Origin of the sequence: Acinetobacter sp. KAM396, assembly GCF_021602765.1 — a bacterium.
Taxonomy (GTDB): domain Bacteria; phylum Pseudomonadota; class Gammaproteobacteria; order Pseudomonadales; family Moraxellaceae; genus Acinetobacter; species Acinetobacter towneri_A.
This window is the reverse complement of record NZ_BPPH01000002.1, coordinates 247,737-271,039: the sequence shown is the minus strand read 5'-3', so window position 1 is coordinate 271,039 and position 23,303 is coordinate 247,737. Positions and strand designations below refer to the sequence as shown.

Annotated in this window: 25 protein-coding genes and 1 pseudogene; 3 read left to right on the top strand and 23 right to left on the bottom strand. The window is 42.6% G+C overall.

Going from position 1 to position 23,303, the window contains the following annotated elements; translation table 11 throughout:
• A partial coding sequence (locus L6C30_RS02695) for a transposase domain-containing protein (protein ID WP_236162629.1) occupies positions 1-145 on the top strand: 145 nt, incomplete at its 5' end.
• Between the two features lie 339 nt (positions 146-484).
• Positions 485-2,131, top strand: coding sequence for an acyl-CoA synthetase (locus tag L6C30_RS02690; RefSeq protein WP_236162627.1), 1,647 nt, complete (start codon positions 485-487; stop codon positions 2,129-2,131).
• A gap of 125 nt (positions 2,132-2,256) precedes the next feature.
• On the opposite strand, the pseudogene L6C30_RS02685 reads toward L6C30_RS02690, so the two are convergent.
• The 10 genes and pseudogenes from L6C30_RS02685 to mazG all read right to left on the bottom strand — a co-directional run bounded on the left by L6C30_RS02685 (position 2,257) and on the right by mazG (position 9,939).
• Positions 2,257-3,118, bottom strand: a pseudogene (locus L6C30_RS02685) (IS982 family transposase).
• A gap of 110 nt (positions 3,119-3,228) precedes the next feature.
• Positions 3,229-3,762, bottom strand: coding sequence for a ribosome biogenesis factor YjgA (yjgA, locus tag L6C30_RS02680; RefSeq protein ID WP_236162626.1), 534 nt, complete (start codon positions 3,760-3,762; stop codon positions 3,229-3,231).
• A 2-nt stretch (positions 3,763-3,764) separates the two neighbouring features.
• Positions 3,765-4,034 carry an HPr family phosphocarrier protein gene (locus L6C30_RS02675; RefSeq protein ID WP_026438354.1) on the bottom strand — a complete coding sequence of 90 codons (270 nt, stop codon included), beginning with the start codon at positions 4,032-4,034 and terminating at the stop codon, positions 3,765-3,767.
• Positions 4,031-4,882, bottom strand: a complete 852-nt coding sequence (gene rapZ, locus L6C30_RS02670; protein WP_180111768.1) for an RNase adapter RapZ — start codon at positions 4,880-4,882, stop codon at positions 4,031-4,033. The genes L6C30_RS02675 and rapZ overlap by 4 nt, the downstream gene beginning before the upstream one ends.
• Before the next feature lie 24 nt (positions 4,883-4,906).
• A complete protein-coding gene (gene panC, locus L6C30_RS02665) occupies positions 4,907-5,752 on the bottom strand; it encodes a pantoate--beta-alanine ligase (protein ID WP_019836308.1) in 846 nt (281 codons plus the stop codon).
• 1 nt (position 5,753) lies between these two features.
• Positions 5,754-6,563, bottom strand: a complete 810-nt coding sequence (gene panB / locus L6C30_RS02660) for a 3-methyl-2-oxobutanoate hydroxymethyltransferase (protein WP_236162625.1) — start codon at positions 6,561-6,563, stop codon at positions 5,754-5,756.
• A 49-nt stretch (positions 6,564-6,612) separates the two neighbouring features.
• A complete protein-coding gene (gene folK / locus L6C30_RS02655) occupies positions 6,613-7,101 on the bottom strand; it encodes a 2-amino-4-hydroxy-6-hydroxymethyldihydropteridine diphosphokinase (RefSeq protein WP_178318752.1) in 489 nt (162 codons plus the stop codon).
• Entirely contained in the window at positions 7,098-8,564 is a 1,467-nt protein-coding gene (gene pcnB / locus L6C30_RS02650) for a polynucleotide adenylyltransferase PcnB (protein ID WP_236162624.1), read from the bottom strand. Before pcnB ends, folK begins: the two co-directional genes overlap by 4 nt.
• A gap of 129 nt (positions 8,565-8,693) precedes the next feature.
• A complete protein-coding gene (locus tag L6C30_RS02645; protein WP_236162623.1) occupies positions 8,694-9,161 on the bottom strand; it encodes a ComEA family DNA-binding protein in 468 nt (155 codons plus the stop codon).
• A 16-nt stretch (positions 9,162-9,177) separates the two neighbouring features.
• Entirely contained in the window at positions 9,178-9,939 is a 762-nt protein-coding gene (gene mazG, locus L6C30_RS02640; protein WP_236162622.1) for a nucleoside triphosphate pyrophosphohydrolase, read from the bottom strand.
• Between the two features lie 107 nt (positions 9,940-10,046).
• Here mazG and L6C30_RS02635 point away from each other — a divergent pair, with 107 nt between their 5' ends.
• On the top strand, positions 10,047-10,820 hold the full coding sequence (locus L6C30_RS02635; protein ID WP_236093952.1) for an SDR family oxidoreductase: 774 nt from the start codon (positions 10,047-10,049) through the stop codon (positions 10,818-10,820).
• 91 nt (positions 10,821-10,911) lie between these two features.
• Here L6C30_RS02635 and der read toward each other — a convergent pair whose 3' ends face one another.
• From der to L6C30_RS02570, 13 genes are all read right to left on the bottom strand, one after another.
• Positions 10,912-12,324, bottom strand: coding sequence for a ribosome biogenesis GTPase Der (der, locus tag L6C30_RS02630; protein WP_236162621.1), 1,413 nt, complete (start codon positions 12,322-12,324; stop codon positions 10,912-10,914).
• Positions 12,325-12,542: 218 nt separating this feature from the next.
• The gene (gene bamB / locus L6C30_RS02625) at positions 12,543-13,691 is read right to left on the bottom strand and encodes an outer membrane protein assembly factor BamB (protein ID WP_019836300.1); all 1,149 of its coding nucleotides are present in this window, start codon (positions 13,689-13,691) and stop codon (positions 12,543-12,545) included.
• Positions 13,691-14,392, bottom strand: a complete 702-nt coding sequence (locus tag L6C30_RS02620) for a tetratricopeptide repeat protein (RefSeq protein WP_236162620.1) — start codon at positions 14,390-14,392, stop codon at positions 13,691-13,693. Before L6C30_RS02620 ends, bamB begins: the two co-directional genes overlap by 1 nt.
• A 30-nt stretch (positions 14,393-14,422) precedes the next feature.
• A complete protein-coding gene (gene hisS / locus L6C30_RS02615; protein ID WP_236162619.1) occupies positions 14,423-15,718 on the bottom strand; it encodes a histidine--tRNA ligase in 1,296 nt (431 codons plus the stop codon).
• 3 nt (positions 15,719-15,721) lie between these two features.
• A complete protein-coding gene (gene ispG / locus L6C30_RS02610) occupies positions 15,722-16,843 on the bottom strand; it encodes a flavodoxin-dependent (E)-4-hydroxy-3-methylbut-2-enyl-diphosphate synthase (RefSeq protein ID WP_070154818.1) in 1,122 nt (373 codons plus the stop codon).
• Positions 16,844-16,865: 22 nt separating this feature from the next.
• Complete coding sequence (locus L6C30_RS02605) at positions 16,866-17,675, bottom strand: RodZ domain-containing protein (protein WP_236162618.1); 810 nt, start codon at positions 17,673-17,675, stop codon at positions 16,866-16,868.
• Entirely contained in the window at positions 17,666-18,475 is an 810-nt protein-coding gene (pilW, locus tag L6C30_RS02600) for a type IV pilus biogenesis/stability protein PilW (protein ID WP_019836295.1), read from the bottom strand. Before pilW ends, L6C30_RS02605 begins: the two co-directional genes overlap by 10 nt.
• A 54-nt stretch (positions 18,476-18,529) precedes the next feature.
• Positions 18,530-19,762: a 23S rRNA (adenine(2503)-C(2))-methyltransferase RlmN gene (gene rlmN, locus L6C30_RS02595; RefSeq protein ID WP_168461613.1), complete on the bottom strand. Its 1,233-nt coding sequence runs from the start codon at positions 19,760-19,762 to the stop codon at positions 18,530-18,532.
• Between the two features lie 138 nt (positions 19,763-19,900).
• Complete coding sequence (ndk, locus tag L6C30_RS02590) at positions 19,901-20,332, bottom strand: nucleoside-diphosphate kinase (protein ID WP_004975092.1); 432 nt, start codon at positions 20,330-20,332, stop codon at positions 19,901-19,903.
• Positions 20,333-20,494: 162 nt separating this feature from the next.
• Positions 20,495-20,695: a Fe-S cluster assembly protein IscX gene (gene iscX, locus L6C30_RS02585; protein WP_104852473.1), complete on the bottom strand. Its 201-nt coding sequence runs from the start codon at positions 20,693-20,695 to the stop codon at positions 20,495-20,497.
• Between the two features lie 100 nt (positions 20,696-20,795).
• On the bottom strand, positions 20,796-21,347 hold the full coding sequence (locus L6C30_RS02580) for a phosphatase PAP2 family protein (RefSeq protein ID WP_004975087.1): 552 nt from the start codon (positions 21,345-21,347) through the stop codon (positions 20,796-20,798).
• Positions 21,348-21,372: 25 nt separating this feature from the next.
• Positions 21,373-22,656, bottom strand: coding sequence for a glycosyltransferase family 1 protein (locus L6C30_RS02575; RefSeq protein WP_236162617.1), 1,284 nt, complete (start codon positions 22,654-22,656; stop codon positions 21,373-21,375).
• A 219-nt stretch (positions 22,657-22,875) separates the two neighbouring features.
• A complete protein-coding gene (locus tag L6C30_RS02570) occupies positions 22,876-23,301 on the bottom strand; it encodes a hypothetical protein (RefSeq protein WP_236162616.1) in 426 nt (141 codons plus the stop codon).
• Between the last annotated feature and the right edge of the window lie 2 nt (positions 23,302-23,303).

Sequence of the window (23,303 nt, the reverse complement as noted above, 5' to 3'; positions counted from 1 at the left end):
TATTATGACATTAATCCAGTCAGCAAAGCTGAATGGGCTGGATCCCTATGCCTATTTAAGTGATGTGCTGAAAAGGTTGCCGACACATAAAGTGACTCAGATTGAAGAATTGCTACCACACCGCTGGAAACCTGAACCGAATTAAAAAATAGGCATGGGGTTCAGCGGACGCTTACATAACATCTCGTCTTTGAGCAGGACTAAATTAACTAACAACTTGACTTTAGAGAATTACGTGAATTTAGCCATGCATTTTAGCATTGGACGGACTTCGCCTATTACGCTATAAAAGACAAATAACAGAATAAGTAATTATTTTTAATAGATAAAAAACTGCTAATTTTACTTAAACTAATTTTTAAATGTACTTACAAGTGATTCAAAATAAAAACAACAGATTTTCGACTAAAGCATAACTGCATAACGGCCATAAAGTCCCTATCGTTTTAGGCAGGATAAAATAACGACACATATGGAGAAAATAATGGTCAGCGCATACGATGAACTACCGCGTACCCCTGCGAACTTTGTCGCCTTGTCCCCGTTACGTTACTTAGAACGGGCAGCTTATATTTACCCTCACCAAAACGCAATTATTCACGGTTCACGTCAAATTACCTGGCTCGAAACTTATTTGCGCTGCTGCCAATTTGCGCATCAACTTCAAAATTTAGGCATCAGCAAAAATGATACTGTTTCGGTGCTGCTCCCTAATGTTCCCGCCATGCTAGAAGCACACTTTGCCGTACCAATGGCAGGTGCAGTGCTGAATACCTTAAATACTCGTCTAGATGCTAAAACACTGGCATTTATGCTTGATCACGCAGAATCCAAAGTGCTTTTGGTAGACCCTGAATTTGCAGCTTTAGCACAAGAAGCGTTAGAGATGGTCAATCATGAAATTTATGTGATTGATGTCAGCGATACAGAATATGAACATGCCGCCAATGCCCTTAGCATCGGACAGATTGAATACGAAACTTGGCTGGCTGCTGGTGACCCGAATTTTGAATGGCATTTGCCACAAGATGAATGGGATGCAATTAGCCTGAACTATACGTCTGGCACGACAGGCAACCCGAAAGGCGTGGTCTATCATCATCGCGGTGCTTACATTAATGCAGCCAGCAATATTATTGCCTGCGGGATGACACCCCGTGCGACTTACTTATGGACACTGCCCCTATTCCACTGTAATGGCTGGTGTTTTGCATGGACGATGGCAGCCAACGGTGGCACCAATATCTGCTTACGTAAAGTCGACCCTGAACTGATTTTTAAATTAATCGCAGAGCACAAAGTCGATTATTTCTGCGGTGCGCCAATTGTCTTGTCGATGCTCATCAACACCCCAGAACAGAAAAAGACCCAGTTTGATCACCGTGTCGAAGTGATGGTTGCGGGTGCTGCGCCGCCAGCAGCAATTATTGAGGGCATGCGCAATATTGGCATTAATGTGACTCACGTTTATGGCTTAACTGAAACCTATGGCCCATCTGCATTATGTGCTTCTCAAGCAGGATGGAGCGACCTATCCATTAAGGAACAGGCACAGTTACATTCGCGTCAAGGCGTGCCTTACCCGTTGCAAGACGGCATGAAAGTTTTAGACCCTGAAACCATGAAACCTGTGCCGAAAGATGGCAAAACCATGGGCGAAATTATGTTCCGTGGCAATATCGTGATGAAAGGCTATTTGAAAAACTCAGAAGCTACCGCAGAAGCATTTGCAGGTGGCTGGTTCCATACGGGTGATTTAGCTGTCTGCCAACCTGATGGCTACGCCAAAATTACTGACCGTTCTAAAGATGTAATTATTTCAGGTGGTGAAAATATTTCTTCACTCGAAGTCGAAGAAGTGTTGTATCAGCATCCTGCAGTTTTGACCGCCGCAGTGGTGGCAAAACCAGATCCACGTTGGCAAGAAGTCCCGTGTGCCTTTATTGAACTAAAAGAAGGTAAACAGGTCAGCCCTGAAGAAATTATTGCTTATTGCAGTCAACATTTGGCGCGTTTTAAAGTGCCAAAGGAGGTGGTAATTACTGAAATTCCCAAAACGTCGACAGGTAAACTACAAAAATTTGTACTCCGCGAATGGGCCAAAGAGCGTTCAGTCGGTGAGTTTAGCTAAAGTTTGAAAAATCCCTACACATAAAAGACCCAATGAAAAAACGACTCGTCATGAGTCGTTTTTTTATGCAATCATCAGCTCACGCTATCTATCTTCTTAGATAACGTGAGTTCGACGAAATCTGCTTAGCCTTTTAGCATATTTTGGAAAGTTGGCTTATTGGGATTCAAACAATAAGCCACTACAGCGGCCATAATATTCACCATAAAGTTGTTGATCGAACGATGACGTGAGTGTTCAAGTTGCTGCAAATTTTTTAACTGATCATTCACTGTTTCAATCAATCTTCTTTTACAAAGCAATTGTTTTTCTTCTTCAGTATGAATCGGTTTGTTTTTCATATTCCTGCGTGATGGGGTCAATATTTTTAGTCCTCTGGCTGCTAAAGTTTCAGCTTTTGCTTTGCTCAAATAGCCTTTATCTCCGAGTAAAACTCCTTTTAATTCTTGAGTTAAAGATTCCAACACAGCAACATCATACATTTCCTGACGTGAGTTTGAGATTAATAATTTCACCTAAATGATTGATAACCAGATGTAATTTAAAACCATAAAACCACCCCGTACTACTTTTCCCGCGATCCGCTAAGCCTTTAAATACACGATGTTTTTTAATTCGAAGATTATGGCAAACAACCAATTTAGTGGAATCAATAATGCTGATCCCTGTATCTTTTCCTTTAATTCGATGGAAGAAACTACTCAAAGCTTGCAAACAACGGGGCATGAATTCAATAAAGCGGTTGTAGCTAAGAAGTTGAGGAAAAGCGGATTTCCAGAATGGAACGATCATTTGGCAATAAAAATATTTGAAGAATCTAAACCCAGATTGATGAAATAAAATGACAATGGTCATTGCTTCAGACAAGCTCAAAGCTGACTTTTTCAGCCTGGATTTTTGATCAGAAATTAAAGCCTTTTCTAAAGATTCATTAAATGTTTTGCAGAAATCGTCCAAAATACAAAATAATTCGGTAATATGATCCATTGAGAAGCCTTGTTTTATAACATTTTGTCTTGAGAACCAATATGTTATAAATTCAGGGCTTTTTTTCTACTCTTTTTATATCGAACTCAGGTTAGATAAGTAATGCTAATCTAGCTTTCTGACAATAAAGCAACTTGCTGCACATAATTAAACAACTTAAGTTTAGATGCTTCAAGTTCTTCTGCAGACATTTCCTGCTTCATATCACGATGGATACGCAATACATGCTGACGCAGCGTATGACGCTCAGCTGCTTTATAGGTTTTACTAAAATCATTAATCACAGGGTCGCCGTCTTTAATAATTCGCTCTACCCAACGCTGTAACTGTGCGGTTTTTTTCGCACCTTGCTGCGGCGTCAAATAAGACAAAATTACGCTTTCATCTTCATTACGCAACAATTTACCAATACGCTGACACTGACGTCGACGTGCTTCATGTGAAGTAATACTTTGCAATTCCAGTAAAGCATCAATTAAACGCTCTTCTACTGGAAGTTTCTGAATTTGTTTGGTGCTTAATTGCGCCAATTGTTCGCCCAGCGCGGCCATACGTTGTACGGCTTTTTTCTGTTCGGTTTTACTTGCACGCCCTTCTAAAGATTCAAAGTCATCTTCGGTAAAACGTTGCGGTCGACGTGCCACGATTAATCTGCCTCGTAAAATTTTGCTGCAAACAGTGCTTGAATATCAGATAAAGCTTTTTCTTCATCTGCACCATCAATCACCAAGCGTAAAGTAGTTCCCTTGCCTGCACCTAACATGAGCAAGGACATAATATTTTTGGCATCAACCAATTTATCGCCTTTACCAATTTGGATTGACGAACGGAATTTGGTGGTCACTTCAATCAGTTTCCCAGATGCCCGTGCATGTAAACCTAGTTTATTAATTACGTCAACAGTTGTGTCAATCATGACCAGTGCTTCATTTCTCGGTGTAAGACTTGAATAGACCATTTTGCCTCAAGTGCTTTTTTTAGTCTATCAACGATATAAACGGAACGGTGTTGCCCACCCGTACAGCCAATTGAAATGGTAATGTAGTGTCGATGCCCTTCGGCAAAGGCTGGCAACCATTTTTCTAAAAACTGCTGAATGTCGTGAAACATTTCATGCGTTTGTGAACTTTGTTGCAAAAATTCCTGCACAGGGGCATCTAAGCCTGAATATTTCCTGAGCTCCAGATCCCAATGTGGATTGGGCAAATGGCGCACATCAAACACATAATCGGCATCTAAAGGAATTCCGTGCTTATAGCCAAAGGATTGTAAAATTACAATAAGATTGTCGGTTTGTCCAAGCTTAGACAACAATACGTGTTTTAGATCATGCACACTTTTGTCAGTGGTATCAATATGTACCGTAGAGCGAAACTGAATCGGCATCAACAAGTTTTTTTCTTCTTGAATACATTCATTTAAGCTTTTAAAACGATTAGAGAGTGGATGCGGACGGCGTGATGCGCTAAAACGTGCAATCAATTCCTGATCTTGCGTGGTCAGAAAAATAATATCGACTGAACCATGCTTTTGCAGTTGTTCAAATACCAAATCAAACTCTTGCAAGTCGGCACGGGTACTGCGTACATCTACCCCCAATGCCAACTGTTCTAAGTTATTTTCCTGATCCAGTTTATCCACAATTTCAGGAAGCAATGCCAAAGGTAAATTGTCAATACAGTAATAACCCAAATCTTCCAACACTTGTAATGCCGAAGATTTTCCTGAACCCGATTGACCTGTTACGATCAAAATACGTTTCATGGCATGCAACCCTTCTATTGCCAGCTATGCAGAATGTTTGACCTGCAAATTATCAATTAAACGTGTATTGCCCAATTTTGCCGCAACGAACAACACCAGATCTTCACTAAATGCTTCAATTTTCTGCAGTTCTGTTGTACGCGCCTCTACATAGTCCACAACAAAGCCTGCCGCTGTCAATGTTGCTTTAATATTCGCTAACACTTGTGACAAAGTTTCACCTTGTTGTAATGCTTGTGCAGCAGCCTTTAAACTTTGATAGATTGTCGGTGCAATTTGACGCTGTTCTGCGCTCAAATAACCATTGCGTGAACTGAGTGCCAAACCATCTGCCGCACGAACAATTGGCACACCAATCACCTCTAGCGGAATATTCAAGTCGCGTACAAACTGGCGAATGACTGCCAATTGTTGATAGTCTTTTTCACCAAAGAAAGCATAGTTTGGCTGTACCATATTGAATAATTTGGTCACGACCACCGCAACACCATCAAAGTGTCCAGGACGCTGCAAACCACATAAGTCTGCCGTAATCTCGCTCACTGAAATATTGGTCAAACGTGGTTTGTTGCCATACATTTGCTCAACTGAAGGTGCAAAAATAATGTCGCAACCAACCTCTGCCAACAATTGACTGTCTTGGTCTAAAGTTCGTGGATAACTATCAAAATCTTCATTAGGCCCAAATTGAATTGGATTGACAAAAATACTGACCACCACCACATCACATATTTTTTTCGCTTCGCGCACTAAGGTTAAATGCCCTTCGTGCAAATTGCCCATGGTCGGAACAAAACCAATGGTTTTTCGTGCAGCGCGTGCAGGCTGTAATGAAGCCGCTAAGCCTTGAATTGTGGTTTCAGTTTTCATATTACAACTCGACTTGGAAAGTTTGTTCACGTGCTGGGAAAGAACCATCTTGAACTGCAGCATGATAGGCTTTAAACGCATCTAAAATCGCATTTTCACCCGCTTGTTCTTTCATGAAGTTACGCACGAATTTTGCGACACGACCAAAAGTCAGCCCCAGCATGTCTTGCACCACCAATACCTGACCATCAGTGTCTGCGCCCGCGCCAATTCCAATTACTGGAATTTCAGGGAACAAGGCAGAAATTTCTTGACCTAGCTGAGCTGGCACACATTCTAATAATAGAATCGCCGCACCAGCTTCTACAACAGCTTTACAGTCAGCAATTAGTTTGTCTGCAGCTTCACGGGTACGTGCCTGTAATTTATAACCGCCAAATACATGCACCGATTGTGGGGTTAAACCTAAATGCACACAGACAGGAATACCATTACGGGTCAGTGTTGCAACGGTTTCACTGAGCCATGCACCACCTTCCATTTTGACCATTTGCGCACCCGCCTGCATCACTTCTTTGGAGCTTTGCAATGCATCATTTAAGGTGGCATAACTCATAAATGGTAAGTCAGTCAAAATAAAAGCATGTCGATTACCACGACGCACCGCCGCAGTGTGATAAGCCATATCCGCCACGCTGACATGCAAGGTTGAGTCACGTCCCTGAATAGACATACCCAAAGAATCACCAATTAAAATCGTATCAATTTCAGCAATTTCCATTGCTTTCGCCATGCTTGCATCATAACAAGTCAGGCAGGAGAATTTTCGACCTTCCGCTTTAAATTTTCTGAGGTCACTTAAACTAATCATGAAAATATTCCTCTATGGAAAAAGCATCACGCATGCTTAATTTAAAACTTTATAGCCCTGCCCAATTGCCTGCATCCACAACAGTTAAGCTCGGATGTTCAAGCAATGGCGAGTGTTTTAATAATTGTCCTTTGACGCTTAAGTTAGCATCTAAATCTAACAGCGGGATGACGACAAAATCACGCTCTAACACCCCCACATGTGGTACAGTGAGACGTTCATTTTGAATATTGGCATCAGCATAAATCAACAAATCTAAATCTAGCGTACGCTCACCCCAATGACGTAAACGTACCCGACCTGACTCTTGTTCAAAACGCTGTAATTCATCTAACAATGCCAACGCTTCAAGTTCGGTATCTAAACGTACCACAGCATTCAAATAATTCGGCTGATCTTGTGGTCCCATGGGTGGGCTTTGATACAGTTTAGATGTCTGCACTTGCCCCAGTGTTGCCAGTTTTTGCACCGCTTCAGTCAAAATTTGACGCGAATCGCCCAAATTACTGCCTAAACCAATATAGGTGATGTTGCTCATTGTGTTGGCCCAAAAATCACTTGGCTTAAATCACGTTGCACACGTTTACGTTTTAAAATTGGATGATCCGCACCAATACCTGAACTGCTTGCTGTCGCAGTCAATTGCGCTCGATTTTCTTCATACTGTTTGGCTTTACGGGCACGACGACTACGAGGCTCAGGCTCATTCACCAAGGGTTCAATCTGCATATCACGAGCATGTGTTACTGGTGTCACTTCAACAGGCTCTTGCGCTGTTTTACGGCGGCTCTTGGCTCGTAGTCGATTGTACTGAGCAATCGCACGTTCTTTTTCATCGGTGCTCATGAGTTGGTAGGCATCCCACCACTGTCCCATCCCTAAAGTCGAGCTATCGCCTGCTTTTTCACGCAGTAATAAAAAGTCAAACCCTGCACGGAAACGTGCATGCCCAGACAATGCTTCAATTTGCTGTGGTTTCGGTTGCAATAAACGGGTTTGCATTTCCCAGACTTCACGAATAAAAGTTTCAGCAAAGCGCGGAATAATGGTACGTGTCGCCTGACGTTTTAGTACATCTAAACCAGCTTGTGCTCGCGCTTCGGCGGCCACCACACCTTTAGACAGATAAAAGTCACAACGCTCTAAAAATGGTTGCCACAACAGCACCGCATAGAAAAATGCGGGGTTGATGGTTTTACCAATCGCAATTCGTTGATCGGTATTTTTTGCTGCACGCTCAATAAATGAGTTGATGTCTGGTTTGATATCAGCAAATAACTGACGCCAAATACCAAACTCAATCAACATCGGCAGGACTTTGTTTAAATGCCCCATCGTAAAGAGTTTTTGCGACTCATCATATAAACGGTGTGGCGAAACATCACGCAATAACTGCGTCATTTCAGGCGTAAAAATTTTAAGAATTTTTGGATCAATATTGAAATTTAATTTAGCAGCAAAACGCAAAGTACGCAGCATACGCACCGGGTCTTCTTCAAAACGTAAGGTTGGATCGCCCAATAAGCGCAAGTTTCTGTGCTTAATATCATCTACCGCATTGCAAAAATCGAGCACGATGCCTTTACGTGGCTGGTAATACAACGCATTGATTGAAAAGTCACGACGGGCAGAATCTTGCTCGATTGTGCCCCAGTTATTATCGCGCAGAATCATCCCCGCCGCAGACGTCACAGCTTTTTTCGGTGGCGCACGGAAAGTGGCCACCTCAATCAGTTCACGCCCTACATAGACATGCGCCAGCTCAAAACGTCGTCCTATAATTCGGCAACGTCGTCCGAAAACTTCTTTCACTTGTGAGGGTGTGGCATTGGTTACGGCATCAAAATCCTTCGGATTTAGCCCTAACATTAAGTCACGAACTCCACCACCGACGATATAGGCTTCATAGCCTGCTTTGGTTAAAGCATCTAGAACATCTAAAATGGAAGAAGGTAATTGAGCGGTAGATAAACCACATTTTGACGCGCGCAAAGTTTGCAAAAGACGCTGTCTCCTACGTCTGAACGTAAAACAGATAAGATGTCGCTAATCATATCCCTAACACAATCAAAGGGCAATTTGATTCACACGCTAATTTTGCAATGTGCAGTGCTAAAATTCTGCTTGCAGCTACAATGCCAACTTATGCTTATTCTTGGCAAATAAGGCAGGTCCAATCCCTTTGACTTGCTGAAGTTCTTCAATACTTTGAAATTTTCCATTTTGTTTTCGGTATTCCACAATCGCTTGTGCTTTTTTCATACCCACCCCAGACAATTGCTGCAATTGTTCTAGTGAAGCACTATTTAAACGCACCTGATTTGAATGGGCACTTTGCTGAGTAGGACGCGCTAAATAATGTGCTTCGCTTGATGATGCGGTTTGAGTCACACTTAAACGCTGATCTTGCGCGGCTTGCTGTGCTTTCCATTTTAAATAGTTTTGATCATAGCTATGCCCACTGACCTGCGCAGGCCTGGACTGCACATTTTGTGCTGTACTCCACATGCTGATACTACATAACAGCAATGCAAGCAAGTACTGCCATCCGAAAGAACAAAAGCGAAAAGATGTTTTTAACTGCTGCGATATATTCATGTTGCCGCAAAACCTGTCATTCTAATTGTTGTTTTGCCTGCTCCCAAAGTTGATCCATTTCTTCTAAAGTCATATCTTCTATTGTTTTTTGTTGTAATTTGGCCTGATCTTCAATGAAAGCAAAGCGTGTTCTAAATTTATGAATCGTACCCAATAATGCCATCTCACTGGATAAGCCAAGTTTACGTCCAACATTGATTAAAGAAAACAAACAATCACCAAATTCATCCCGTATTTCGTCGGATTGTTGCTGCTGAATCGCCTGTTGTAATTCTTGCAATTCTTCTTCTAACTTACCAAAAGCATCTTGCACAGTATGAAAATCAAAGGCCAATTGTGCCGCATGCTGTTGAATTTGCTGTGCTTGCACCAAGGCGGGTGCGTGTTTCACTTCATCTAAACGGGACTTTGCTTTACCCTGTTTTTCTTGTTGTTTGATGGTTTTCCATAAGGCAGCCAAATCTTCTGCGCTGAGCTTCGCAAACTGCTCAGCCTGAAACACATGCGGATGCCGACGGATCAATTTATCGCAAATGGCTTGCACCACATCCTGAAAATTAAATGCACCTTGCTCGCTATACATTTGTGCCTGAAACACCACTTGCAACAACAAATCACCTAGCTCATCACGTACATCATCCACCTTGCCTGAGCGTACCGCCGCTTCAACTTCATACGCTTCTTCAATCGCATATTGAGTCAAACTTTCTGGGGTTTGTTTTTGATCCCACGGGCATTGTTGACGTAACTGTTGCATGATTGAAAGCAATTGCTGCATGGGTTTTTCCTTATTTCAATTTATTGCACGAATGTAGCTATTTTTTGTTATGCTCAGACAGCAAAGACGATATGCACAACAAAAATAACATCAGGGAGCAAGTTCAAATGCACAGTATCTTGATTAGTGGCGCTGCACAAGGCATTGGTGCGGCAATCGCACAATTGTTTTATCAACAAGGTTACCGTGTTGGTATTTATGATATTCATCTCGCACAAGCGCAGCAATTGGCAGACCAATTGGGTGAGCGTGCACATGCAGGTTTACTTGATGTAGCGGACTATGCGAGTTGGCAAACTGCATTATCTGATTTTTGCCAATGGGCAGGTGAGCTGAATATTTTGGTGAATAATGCAGGAATTCTCTACTCAGGCGCATTTGAGAACACCCCTATAGAAGCGCATCATCGAACTATGGCGGTGAATGTAAATGGTGTGTTGAACGGCTGTCATTCAGCTTTGCCTTATTTAAAACAAGCAAGTTTTGCACGGGTAATTAACTTATCTTCAGCATCTGCGATTTATGGACAAGCCGATTTAATTTCTTATTCTGCCTCAAAATTTGCAGTGCGTGGCATTACGGAAGGTTTAGATATAGAGTGGCAAAAATACGGTATTAGGGTCTTAGATGTCATGCCGCTATTTGTACAAACTGCAATGGTGAAAGATATGGATGCAGCCACCATTCAAAACATGGGTGTGCATTTATCAACAGAAGATGTTGCTCAGGTGGTATATCAACAAGCGACGGTTAAAGATTCAATTCTGACCAATACGCATCGTGCAGTTGGTTTAAAAGCCAAAACCCTGATGCAACTTTCGAGTATTAGTCCGCAATGGTTAAATCGTCTATCCAATAGCTTGTTGGCGAAGCGTCATTAATTCTACATCTATCGTTTTTAAATTAAGTCGCTCAAAAAAATCCCGAATGTGAATTCGGGATTTTTTAATCAAACTCATCAAAGTTTAAGCCTTAACCTCGCTTAAACTTCTTCTCGGCTTTCTTAAACTTCTGCACATAACGACGACGACGTGCCGCTGTGCGCTCATCTACTTGTGACTTACGTCCTTCAAATGGGTTTTCAGAGGTTTTGAATTCAATTTTTACAGGTGTACCTTCTAGCTTATAGACTTTACGGAACACATTTTCCAAATAGCGACGGTAATCTGCAGGGGTTTTATCGACCTTATTCCCATGAATCACGATGGTTGGCGGGTTCTGTCCACCCATGTGTGCATAACGCATTTTGATGGCACGACCTTGCACCTTAGGTGGATGGTGTGCATCTGTTGCATCATTCAAAATCTGGGTCAGTTTCGCAGGTGACACTTTTAAGTGCGATGATTCATAAGCACGGTGAATAGAAGGATATAAATCGCCCACACCTGTACCATGCAAGGCAGAAATTAGGTGAATTTTTGCCCATGGAATAAAGTCAAAACGACGCTCAACATCTAATTTACATTGTTTGCGATCATATTCGGACATATTGTCCCATTTGTTAATTGCAATTACCATGGCACGCCCTGCTTCAAGCGCGTAACCAATTAAATGCAAATCTTGCTCGACAATGCCATCACGTGCATCCACCACAATCACCACCACGTGTGCATCTTTCATGGCTTGCAAGGTTTTCACAATCGAGAACTTCTCGATCATTTCATCGACCTTACCTTTACGACGCACACCTGCAGTATCAATCAAGGTGTATTTACGTTCATTGCGCTCAAACGGAATATAGACAGAGTCACGGGTCGTTCCTGGCTGATCGTATGCCACCACACGTTCTTCGCCCAATAAACGGTTAACTAGTGTCGATTTACCCACGTTTGGACGTCCAATAATGGCTAAACGCAAACCTGTATCTTGATCATGTGCATCTGGATTTTCATCTTCAGAAACATCTGCCAAAACGTCTTCCAGCATTTGCTGAACGCCTCGACCATGACTAGCAGCCACTTGCAATGGCTCCCCCATTCCCAATTTAAAGAATTCAACCAAAGCGGCTTCGGCATGTACGCCATCTACTTTGTTCGCCACCAAGAATACTTTTTTGCCCAAAGTACGCAATTCACGCGCAATTTGCTCATCCGATGCTAACAAGCCTGCACGTGCATCGACCACAAAAATGATGATATCGGCTTCGTGGATGGCTGTTTTAGATTGTTCAGCCATATAAGAGTCGATGCCACCTTCACTTTCGCCAATACCGCCGGTATCGACCACAATGAAAGATTTATTTTGATAGCTTGCATCACCATATTTGCGGTCACGTGTCAGACCTGCAAAGTCGGCAACAAGTGCATCACGGCTCTTGGTAATCTGGTTAAACAGCGTTGATTTTCCGACGTTCGGACGACCAATGAGCGCAATTACGGGTTTCATAGATTAACCTTTATTCAAGATCAGTCAGTTTCAATGGTCTGTACATCCGAAACTGTGGAAGAAAGAACAGAGTATGGATGTTGGATTCAGCGTTGCGACCACGCAAACGACAAAGAGAACATCGACCACCCTATTAAATAAAAACACGGGGCATTGATGATTCAATTACCCCGCGTAAAAATACGGACAACTATTTTAGCATAAAAGTCAGAACAAAATTAGCGGTTCTGCCAAACGCTTAATGCGCCCTTTTGCGTTGCGACATAGAGTTGATTGTCTATTACACGCAAAGAACGGACTTCGCCATTGGTTTTTGAACGTCCAACCAGTTGCCCTGAGCTTGGATCAATGAGATGTAAGACACCATCTAAATCACCGACCACCAAATATTTTCCAAACAATACAGGATTAGATAAACGACGGTTCAGTAAAATGTCATTTTCCCAAAGTGCTTGCCCAGATGTGATTTCATAAGCTGCAATTTTGCCATCTGCAGTGCTGACAAATACACCATTCCCCGCGACTTCTGGGCGTTTGGTACTACTTGCATCTTCACTCCAAATCACTTGTTGTGAAGCCAAATCCAATACAGTGACCTGACCTTGGTAGCTTGTCGTCACCAAGAATTGACCTGCAACCACAGGGTCACCATCAATGTCATTTAAGCGTTGAATGTCTGAACGTCCTTCACTTATAGCAACACGGCGCTGCATACGTGGTACACCTGTCACAATATCCAGTGCATAGACATAGGCATTTGCTGAAGCAATCAGCACAGTACGTGAATCGAGCGCAACAGGTGCTGCCATACCACGCAAGCTAAATTGCACGTTTGGCAAGTTATAAGTCCAAACCAATTGACCTGTTTCGGCATTGTGTGCATATACCGTGCCGTCATTACTTACAGTCACCACACGACCTGCCTGAATTAACGATGGTGCAAGAATTGCTCCTGTTAACTTTGCAACCCACTTTTGTTCACCTGTTTGCTGATCTAAAGCAAACAATTGACCTTTGGCATTTCCTGCAACCACAATGCCATCAGCAGCATTGACACCTGCAGTTAAGCCTTGCTTAGACACTTGTTTTTGCCAAAGACGTTGCTTGCCTTGATAGGCTGCCATTTCACCTTTAGGATCAACGGTATAAACCACTCCATTTTCTGCATCTAATTGCAGGCGCAATGGATCGGCTGCTGTAGTCGATGCAACGCTTTGTGAAAATACAGGAACTAGACTTTGTGCTTGCTCAAGTTTTGGCAGTGGATTTGGCTTAACTTCTGCAACTTTAATTTTATTGGTAGAACACCCCACTAAAGCGAGGGTTAAAACGGTCAGTGCAAACGGTATTTTATACTTTCTATTCATTAGCTCTCATCCACTTGTGTTTCTAATACTGGGCGTTCAATTTCAGGATCATCCACCAAAACACCAACACTTTCGAGTTTTATTTGTAAAATTTGACGTTCTTGTTTACGTTCCACCAAAGTATCCCATGCACTTTGATACGCTTTTTTGGCATTTTCACGGTCATTTTTCGCGACATAAACATCGCCACGCGCTTCATCTGCAGTCGCTTTAAATGCAGGATCAGTCACCGCGGCCAAAGTTTGAATAGCTTCATCGTATTTCTTTTGCGCCAACTGTGCATAAGCCAAACGCAACTTAACCAATTGCACTAAGCCTTGGTCTTTTACTTTAGAGTTTTCAACTTTCTTTAAGGCTTTTTCTGCGGCAACAAAATCTTGCTGATCGTAAGCGAGTTTAGCCATTAAGAATTGGGTTTGAATGGCTTGCGCAGAATCCGGGGCTTCTTTCACAATTTTATCGGCAGTTGCAGACAATTGACTAAAGGCATCTGGATTACCTTCCGCTGTACGTGCATCATCCATCAATTGTTGCACTTTCGCAGTATTCATTTGCTGCTCTGCCAAGGTTTTTTTCTGCCAATATTGCCATCCGAAAAAGGCAATCAACGCAATTAAAATCCCGCTAATCATGGCTGAACCATATTTTTTCGCAAACGATTTTAAACTATCAAGTTGTTCGTCATCACTCAATGCGCTCATTGGATTACCCTTTTCCTTATGTTATTTGGCTTATTGTGAAGAAAATTTTTCAATGATGAAAGGCACAATTTCGGTCACTGCAACAGTCGTTTGCTCAGCAGTTGCCAAAGTTTTGACTGCCAATTGCTGTGCTTCTGCTTCGCGCTCACCAAAAATCAAGGCATAGATTGCACCTGATTGATCGGCTTTTTTCATTTGGCTTTTCATTGAGCCTTGTGAACCAACTTTTAAGCGAATCGGACTGTCTGCTTGCTCCAATTGGTCACGAATTTGCTCAGCTAAAACCAACGCTTTGCCTTGAGTTGTTGGGTCTGCCAACAAGAACACTTCACAATCACGTACAGGCGTATTATCTTCAACTTGTTCAAGCAATAACAACAAACGCTCAATGCCCATGGCGAAGCCCACGGCAGGTACAGACTGATCTGCCTTACCTTTCAACTGCCCAACCAGACCATCATAGCGTCCACCTGCACAAACTGTGCCTTGCGAACCTAAATGTGTGGTTGTCCATTCAAAAACGGTTTTGTTGTAATAATCTAAACCACGTACTAGTTTTTGATTAATCACAAATTCAATGCCAGCATCGGTTAAATATTGCTGTAATTGGGCAAAGTGATTTAAAGTATCTTCACCCATAAAATCATGCAATTTTGGTGCATTTTCTAGGATGCTTTGTGTTTTAGCATCTTTCGAGTCCAAAATACGCAGTGGATTGGTACTTAAACGACGCTGAGAATCTTCATCTAAATCGGCTTTGTGCGCTTCCAAAAACTCAACCAAAGCGGCACGATAAGCTGCGCGCTCATCCGACTCACCCAGCGTATTCAACTCTAAGCGAACTTTATCGGCAACGCCCATACGTTTCCATAAACGCGCAGTCATTAAAATAAGTTCGGCATCCATATCGGGTGTTGCAACACCAAAAGTTTCCACACCAAATTGATGGAATTGACGATAACGACCTTTTTGCGGTTTTTCATAACGGAACATTGGTCCGATATACCATACCCGCGGTGTCGCACCACGCAGCAAATTGTGCTCTAACATGGCACGTACACAACCTGCGGTTCCTTCTGGACGCAAAGTTAAAGACTCAGGGGGATTGCCCTTGTCTAAAAATGTGTACATTTCTTTTTCGACGATGTCGGTGGCATCACCAATTGAACGCTTAAACAAATTAGTCTGCTCAACCATTGGCAAACGAATTTGTTGATAACCATAAGCATCCATTAAAGATGCTAAATGTTGCTCTAGACGTCTCCACGCTGGTGTTTGCGTTGGAAGAATGTCATTAAAACCTTTAATTGCAACAATTGAACTCATGTCTTACTCAGAAAAATTTGTACGAATAATCTCTTTAGATTTAGCTTTTTCAAGCTCTGTAACACGCTGACGAACCATACTTTCGATTTCATCAACAAGTTGATTGGTATCAATTAAGTGGCTCTTTTCACCATTACGATAGACCAATGAACGCGGACTTGCGCCCACCACACCAATATCAGCTTCTTTGGCTTCACCTGGACCATTTACCTTACAACCAATGACCGACACATCCATTGGAGTACGAATATCTTCCAAACGCTCTTCTAACGCCTGCATTACAGCAATGACGTTAAATTCCTGACGCGAACAGCTCGGGCAGGCAATAAAGTTAATCCCGTTAGAACGTAAACCTAAAGATTTTAGAATATCAAAACCGATTTTAACTTCATCTTCAGGTTCTGCCGCAAGCGAAATACGCATGGTATCACCAATGCCTTCCATGAGCAGACCACCCAAGGCTATTGCAGATTTAACGGTACCTGTACGGTAAATACCTGCTTCAGTCACGCCCAAATGTAATGGATTATCAATTTCTTGTGACAACAAACGATAAGCATCCATCGTTAAAAACACGTTCGATGCTTTGACTGAAACTTTAAATTCCTGAAAATCTAGACGGTCTAATATATCAATGTGACGCATAGCTGACTCCAGCAATGCTGCGCCTGTTGGCTCACCATATTTTTTCTGAATATCTTTTTCTAGCGATCCCGCGTTCACACCAATTCGCATAGAAATATCATGATGTTTAGCAGCAGCCACCACTTCACGAATCTTGGCTTCCGACCCAATATTGCCTGGGTTAATCCGTAAACAGTCCGCACCCGCATCGGCAACCGCCAACGCAATTTTATAGTCAAAGTGAATGTCTGCCACCAACGGCACAGAGACTTGCTTACGAATTTCACCAAATGCAGCGGCAGATTCCATTGTGGGTACAGAAACACGCATGATGTCTACCCCCGCATCTACACAACGCTGAATTTGTGCCACAGTTGCAGCAACATCGCAGGTTTCTGTATTGGTCATACTTTGGATGCTGATGGGCGCATCACCACCCACATAAACAGAACCCACACGAATTTTACGGGTCGGTCGGCGTTGAATTGGATTTACAATCATGATATCGCTTTACCTTACTGTATTATCGAGATAAACGGAATTCTGCTTTTCCGTTCACCGTGTATGGCGATAATGAAATCGACTCATTGTTCAAACTTAATGACACAGCAGTCGCATCATCTAAGCGAATTTGAAACGGGGCTTCGCCTTGTAAATTTAAAGTAGAAGCTTGACGTCCTGTTGCCAAAACCTTGCCAGTAGCGTCAACAATATGCACTGAAGTTGGACGAGCAAATTGCAAATTCAGCTGATCGCCTGAAGCAATTACAGGCGTGCTGCCTGTTGCATTGTCTGAAATAATTTGCACATCGGATTGCAGCACTGCGATTTCAGGTTCAGCCCCCTCTTGACCAGATGACATCCAGTTTTGAATTAGCGAGACCAATGCCCACAACAACAGTAATACCGCCACAATTATGGCGATACGAGTAAGCCACTTTTTATTGCGCTCACGGTTAGAGCCAGGCAGTTTCCCCATAATTTTGATGGGTGAATTGTTCAAGGCATGGTTCGGTAACAAACCTGTATCGTTGGCATAAATTTCATCAAAACGCTGAATAATCGCAGAAGCATCGACCTGCAAATATTTGGCATAGGTACGATAATAACCTTTAATAAAGGTCGCTTCTGGCAAGGTGGTATATTCATCCTGCTCAAGTGCAGTCAGTGTTTTCAATGGAATTTTCAAATCTTTTGAAACATCAGCCAGATCGCGTTTTTGATTCACACGAATTTGACGAAGGTACTCACCTGGACGTTGAACATTTCCTAATGCATGGGGTACCTGATTGCTCCCCTGTGATGGTTGCGGTGAATTAGGATTTACTTCCATACGGCCTCAGTACTGTACTGTAATTGCAAATAACGTTGGTATTCTTGGCTATTGGGAAATAATGCACGCAGCTGGTTCACTAAAACCTGAGTTCCCAATTGATCGCCATTGGCACGTGCTAAACGAATCCCAATCCATAAGGCACGCGCACCCTGATTTTTTTGCCCGACCGCACGTACAAACTGTTCATACAATTGTCGAGCGGGTGCAAATTGTTGTCTTAAATATAAAATTTCAGACAACTCTAACATTGAAACATAAGAATCGCGGTTGGCTTGCAAGGCTTGTTTGAATGATTTTTCGGCATTCGCGACATCACCCAACTTTAAATAAATACGCCCTACGTTTTCTAATGCTCTAAAACGCTGATCATAACCCAGTGTTGCACCAGCAATACTGAGCTGTTCAATCGCCTCATTATAACGTTCTACTTGATATAAATACGTACCATAGTTGTTACGCGCTTGTGCATTTTGAGGGTCAGCAGCAATGGCACGCTTGAAATAGGCATCGGCTTTTTCTAGATTCAGCTTGCTACCTTCTTGCTGCAACAACACTCCCATCATCATATTGGCAGATGAATCGCGTGAATCGCTTTCCAAAGCTTGATCCAACGCACGCTTAGCAGAATCTAAGTCGCCATTTTTTAAATATTCTGCGGCAAGTTGAGTGCGTACTTGTACTGCTTTTTCTGGGTCTTTTTGTCCGAGCGTTGGCGCTGTGGTTTGACAAGCTGCAGCAAAAATTGCCGAAATACAAACGGTTGTAATTTGTGCGAATTTAAATACAGGCTTATTCAATGGACATCCCCTTTGCGTCTTAATTCGATGCAAGTCGCTTATCTATACAAGTCATTATCCTTGCGAGCGTATAATTTCATTTTGCGCTGCAACTTTCTTTTTCCACTGCTCTGCACGACGGGTACGATCAGCGACTTGTCCGACCAATTGCCCACAGGCAGCATCAATATCATCACCACGTGTCTGACGAATCGTACACACAAAACCTGCATCAGACAAAGTTTTTTGGAAAGAAATAATTCGATTTCGGCTAGAACGCCCATACGGTGCGTGCGGAAATGGATTAAATGGGATCAAATTAATTTTGCTTGGCAGGTTCTTGAGTAACTGAATCATTTGCTGTGCATGTTCAGGATGGTCATTCACACCATCTAACATGACATATTCAATGGTCACGTGTTTACGGGCACTTTCATTGCCATCTTTGCCAATATAACGCTGACAAGCTGCGATTAATTGTTCCAACGGATATTTTTTATTGATTGGAACCAGCTCATCACGTAATTGGTTATTGGTGGCATGTAAAGAAATTGCTAGGGCAACATCAATGTCTTGTGCCAATTGATCAATTTTAGGCACTACGCCCGAGGTAGATAAGGTCACACGGCGCTTAGACATACCATAGGCAAAGTCATCTAACATGATGCGCATAGAATTCAAAACAGCATCGTAATTCAGCAATGGTTCACCCATGCCCATCATCACCACGTTGGTCACAGAACGCTCACGCTCTACCACTGGCACATCTTCCATGTAGGAATAGTTTGCCATCCACAACTGACCAATAATTTCGGCTTGAGTCAAGTCACGCTGGAAGCCTTGTTTACCTGTAGAGCAAAATGAACAGTCTAGCGCACAACCCACTTGCGATGAAATACACAAGGTTTTGCGTGAGCCAGTTTTATCTTCTGCAGGAATCAAGACAGTTTCGACGAGTGAGCCTTCGCCTTCACCCACACGGAATACCCACTTACGGGTACCGTCTTTAGAATAATTTTTATGCACCACTTCAGGCGCTTTAATTTCACAAATCTTTTCCAGTTTTTCACGTAACTTGCCAGAAATATTGGTCATTTCGGCAAAATCTGTGACAAAAAACTGGTGAATCCATTTCATCACCTGCCCTGCACGGAATTTCTTTTCGCCTAACTCTTCAAAGAATTTTTCCATTTGTGGACGTGACATGCCAAGGAGATTCACTTTCTCTGCAGTATTGGACTGTGCAGGAGCGGATGCAGATGCTTGCTGAACATCTGTCGCAGATGCAGCGAGGACTTCTGTACTCATGTGTGTATTACCTAAACCATGTCTAAAGATGAAAGGAGATGCTCAAGAGGTGAGCAAGGGTTTATTCAGAAAATAAAAATTCGGAGAATAAAAAACCAGATAAGCATAATAACACTTATCTGGTTTGAATACTGCGTATTAACGAGTACGTGGGCAAACTTCAGTTTGAGCAAAGAAGTAGTTTACTTCACGCTCTGCAGATGCAACTGAGTCTGAACCGTGAGCAGCGTTTTCGTCGATGCTTACAGCGAAATCTGCACGGATTGTACCAGGAGCAGCTTCTTTAGGGTTTGTCGCACCTAAAATTTCACGGTGAGCAAGAACTGCGTTTTCACCTTCAAGAACTGAAACAACAACTGGACCAGAAGTCATGAACGCAACTAGGTCACCAAAGAAACCACGTTCTTTGTGCTCAGCGTAGAAGCCTTCAGCTTCAGCTTGAGAAAGGTGTTTCATTTTAGTCGCAACGATTTTAAGACCAGCTTTTTCGAAACGAGCAAAGATGTCACCGATGTGGTTTTTAGCAACTGCATCTGGTTTTACGATAGATAAAGTACGTTCAATAGCCATGATTGGCTCCTTAAGTCAATGTTGACGCGAAAATTTTGCCGCATTATACCGAATAATGGGCTGTTTTCTGCTTTTGATGTGTAAAAAAATTGCTTTTTTCGATATGAAGCAAATTATGCAGATCGACATCGGATAAATCCGTCTGGCTTCACAGCACTATTTTTAACGTGCTTCGTCAATCCACGCCATTTGAATGGCTTCTAACAAACCTTCTGTCGATTTTTCTGGGTTATCTTCAAACTCAGGTAAAGCGCAGACCCACGCGTGTAAATCGGTAAAACGAATCCATTGCGGATCGACATCGGGATGCGCCTCATACAACTCAATGGCAATGTCGATGCTGTCGGTCCAACGTAAACCCATGTGTACTTCCTATTTTAGTCAAGATAGCGACTACTTTAACAAATTTCGCATGGGCTGCCTGCCATTCTGCTCTGAATTTTCGATTTGGTTTTATCCAGACTTATAAAACAATATTTACATAAGGCGCAGCCAAGATAATCGCACTCGCCACTGAACCGCCAATCATCGCCCCGACTGCCACATCACTCGGATAGTGCAAGCCTAAAATCATACGGGAAACGGCCACCAAAATCGTAAAGGGCAACATCAACATCAACAATACTGGCTGGATATAACCCAAAACCGTTGTGGTCATGACTGCATGCAAAGTGTGACCTGATGGGAAGCTAAAATGATCTAAGGGACGTTCACCCAAACGGATCACTTGGTGTACCTGATACGGACGTGGACGGACGGTTTTCTGTTTTAAATATTTATAAATACCTGTGCCGACAGAACCGCCTAACAACAGATAAATAATTTGTAAACTATAGCCTATGCCCTGCATCATCCATGCACTTGCGAGCATGACATACCAGAACACACCGTCGCCCAAACGGCTAATGACTTTAAAAAATTGTGCCACCCGCTGAGAGTGGGAAAAATGGTTAAGATACAAACAGCCTTTTAAGTCGAGATCCAGCATTCTTATTTTTGCATTTTTAAACTTCATCAGTTCTCTCCTCTTTGGCGTATAGCTAAGATGGCATGTATCGCTCCTCTGCCACCTGATATAACGCCTGCTCAAATTGTTGGACTGGGTGTTGCCAGCCAATATTTAAAGTCGCTTTGCGGGCTTTTTCGCCCATTTGTCTAAGGGTTGTAATATCTGGAAGTCGGTGAATATGACCGACTAAATTTGTATACTGTCCCAGTGGGCTGAGCCAGCCTGTTTCAGTTGGACGAACGTGTAAATTGGCACAAGCATAGTCATAAGCAACCACAGGTAAACCACTGGCCATGGCTTCCAATACTACATTGCCAAAGGTTTCGACCTGACTGGCGAAAGCAAATACATCGGCACTGGCATAGGCTTGTGCAAGTGCTGTGCCACTTAAACTACCTGTAAAAATGATATCTCCCTGAGTGTTCAGGGCTTCTAAACGCTCACGGTCTGGCCCATCTCCAACAATCACCAATTTCACAGGCTGTTCGGTATTTTTTGGCATACGCTGATAGGCATTAATAATAAGATTGACTTCTTTTTCAGGTGATAAACGCCCTACATACAACATCACCCGCGTATTTTCACTCGCACCCCAGCTTGCTCGCAGTTGGGCAGAACGAAAATCTGGTGAAAAATATTCAACATCGACACCACGCCCAACCACCACCAAAGGCCCTTGCACACCAAACTGACGCAATGATTTTTCAGTATGGCTACTTGGCACACACGTCAGCGAGGTATTGTTATGAAACCATTTTAGATAGTGCTGAATTGGCTTGAGTAAAAATGCCAAATCGAAAAAACGGCTAAAATCTTGAAATGCGGAGTGAAAACCACTTGATACTGGAATATTTTTTGATTTTGCAATATGTAAACTGGCAAGCCCTAAAGGGCCTTCAGTGACGATATGCACCACATCAGGTTGAAACTCATCTAAAGCCTGCGAAAGTTTAGACCACTGTGGCCAGCCAAATTGTAAATTATGATATTTAGGAATCGCCTGGGATTTAACTAGACATTCTTTATAGGGCTGAAACTGCCCGTCGTGCTGTTTTTGTTCAGGGCGTATGAGCAGGATTTTATGTCCAAGTGCCTGTAAGCCTTTGCACAATTGCTGCAATGAACGTGCTACACCATTAATTTCAGGTGGCCAAGTTTCTGTTACAAGGGCAATTTTTAACCGCGGGCGGACGAGCTCTGAGAGTTCAGAAGTAGGCTGGCTGCTTTTTTGTTTTTGATCTTGTTTGAAATAAAATTTAAACGCATCGCTGTAACGCTCTAACTTACTGCTCTGCTTTGCCAATACATTGCTCATCGCCTTTCTGCTCAATTCTTATTTTATGCTTGCTAGCATAGAGCAGCTGCATTGCAGTAATATGATGCTTTGGTGACACGTTTGTCATTTTTTTCAATTTAAAAAAGCTAGCAACCCCCATAATTTGCTGTCATTTAGCCTAATAACAGATGAAAAAAGCAGATATTCAATACCAACCTGCTCAATACATCATCTTGAGTCTGTTATAAATCAAAACATCTAAAACAGTAAGTTAACATATAACTCATCGGTATAGCGTCCTGCTGGCGTTGTCAAACTCGGCTGTTCATCTAACTGTACCGCTACACTGTATTTATGCCCTGATGCAGAAGTCTGCCCTTCAATTGGTGTGTTCCACAGATTATTTTTTGCACCCATAATGCTCATACTGGTACGTAAACGGTGTGTACCATTGCTTACAAAACTGCTGCCGTGCTTGTCCCGTAAATTACGACTACTAAACTGAATGCTATAACCCCGATCACAGTGCACATTAAAACTGGTTGCCGTCTGACTACGGTATTGAGCGCTCATTTGCAATAAAGACTCACTCACCGAACCAATAGTGCAGGCCTGTGTAGGAACACAGACCCAACAACCACACAACAACAAACTTATTTTTTTTAAGATCCCTAATCTTTTCATGT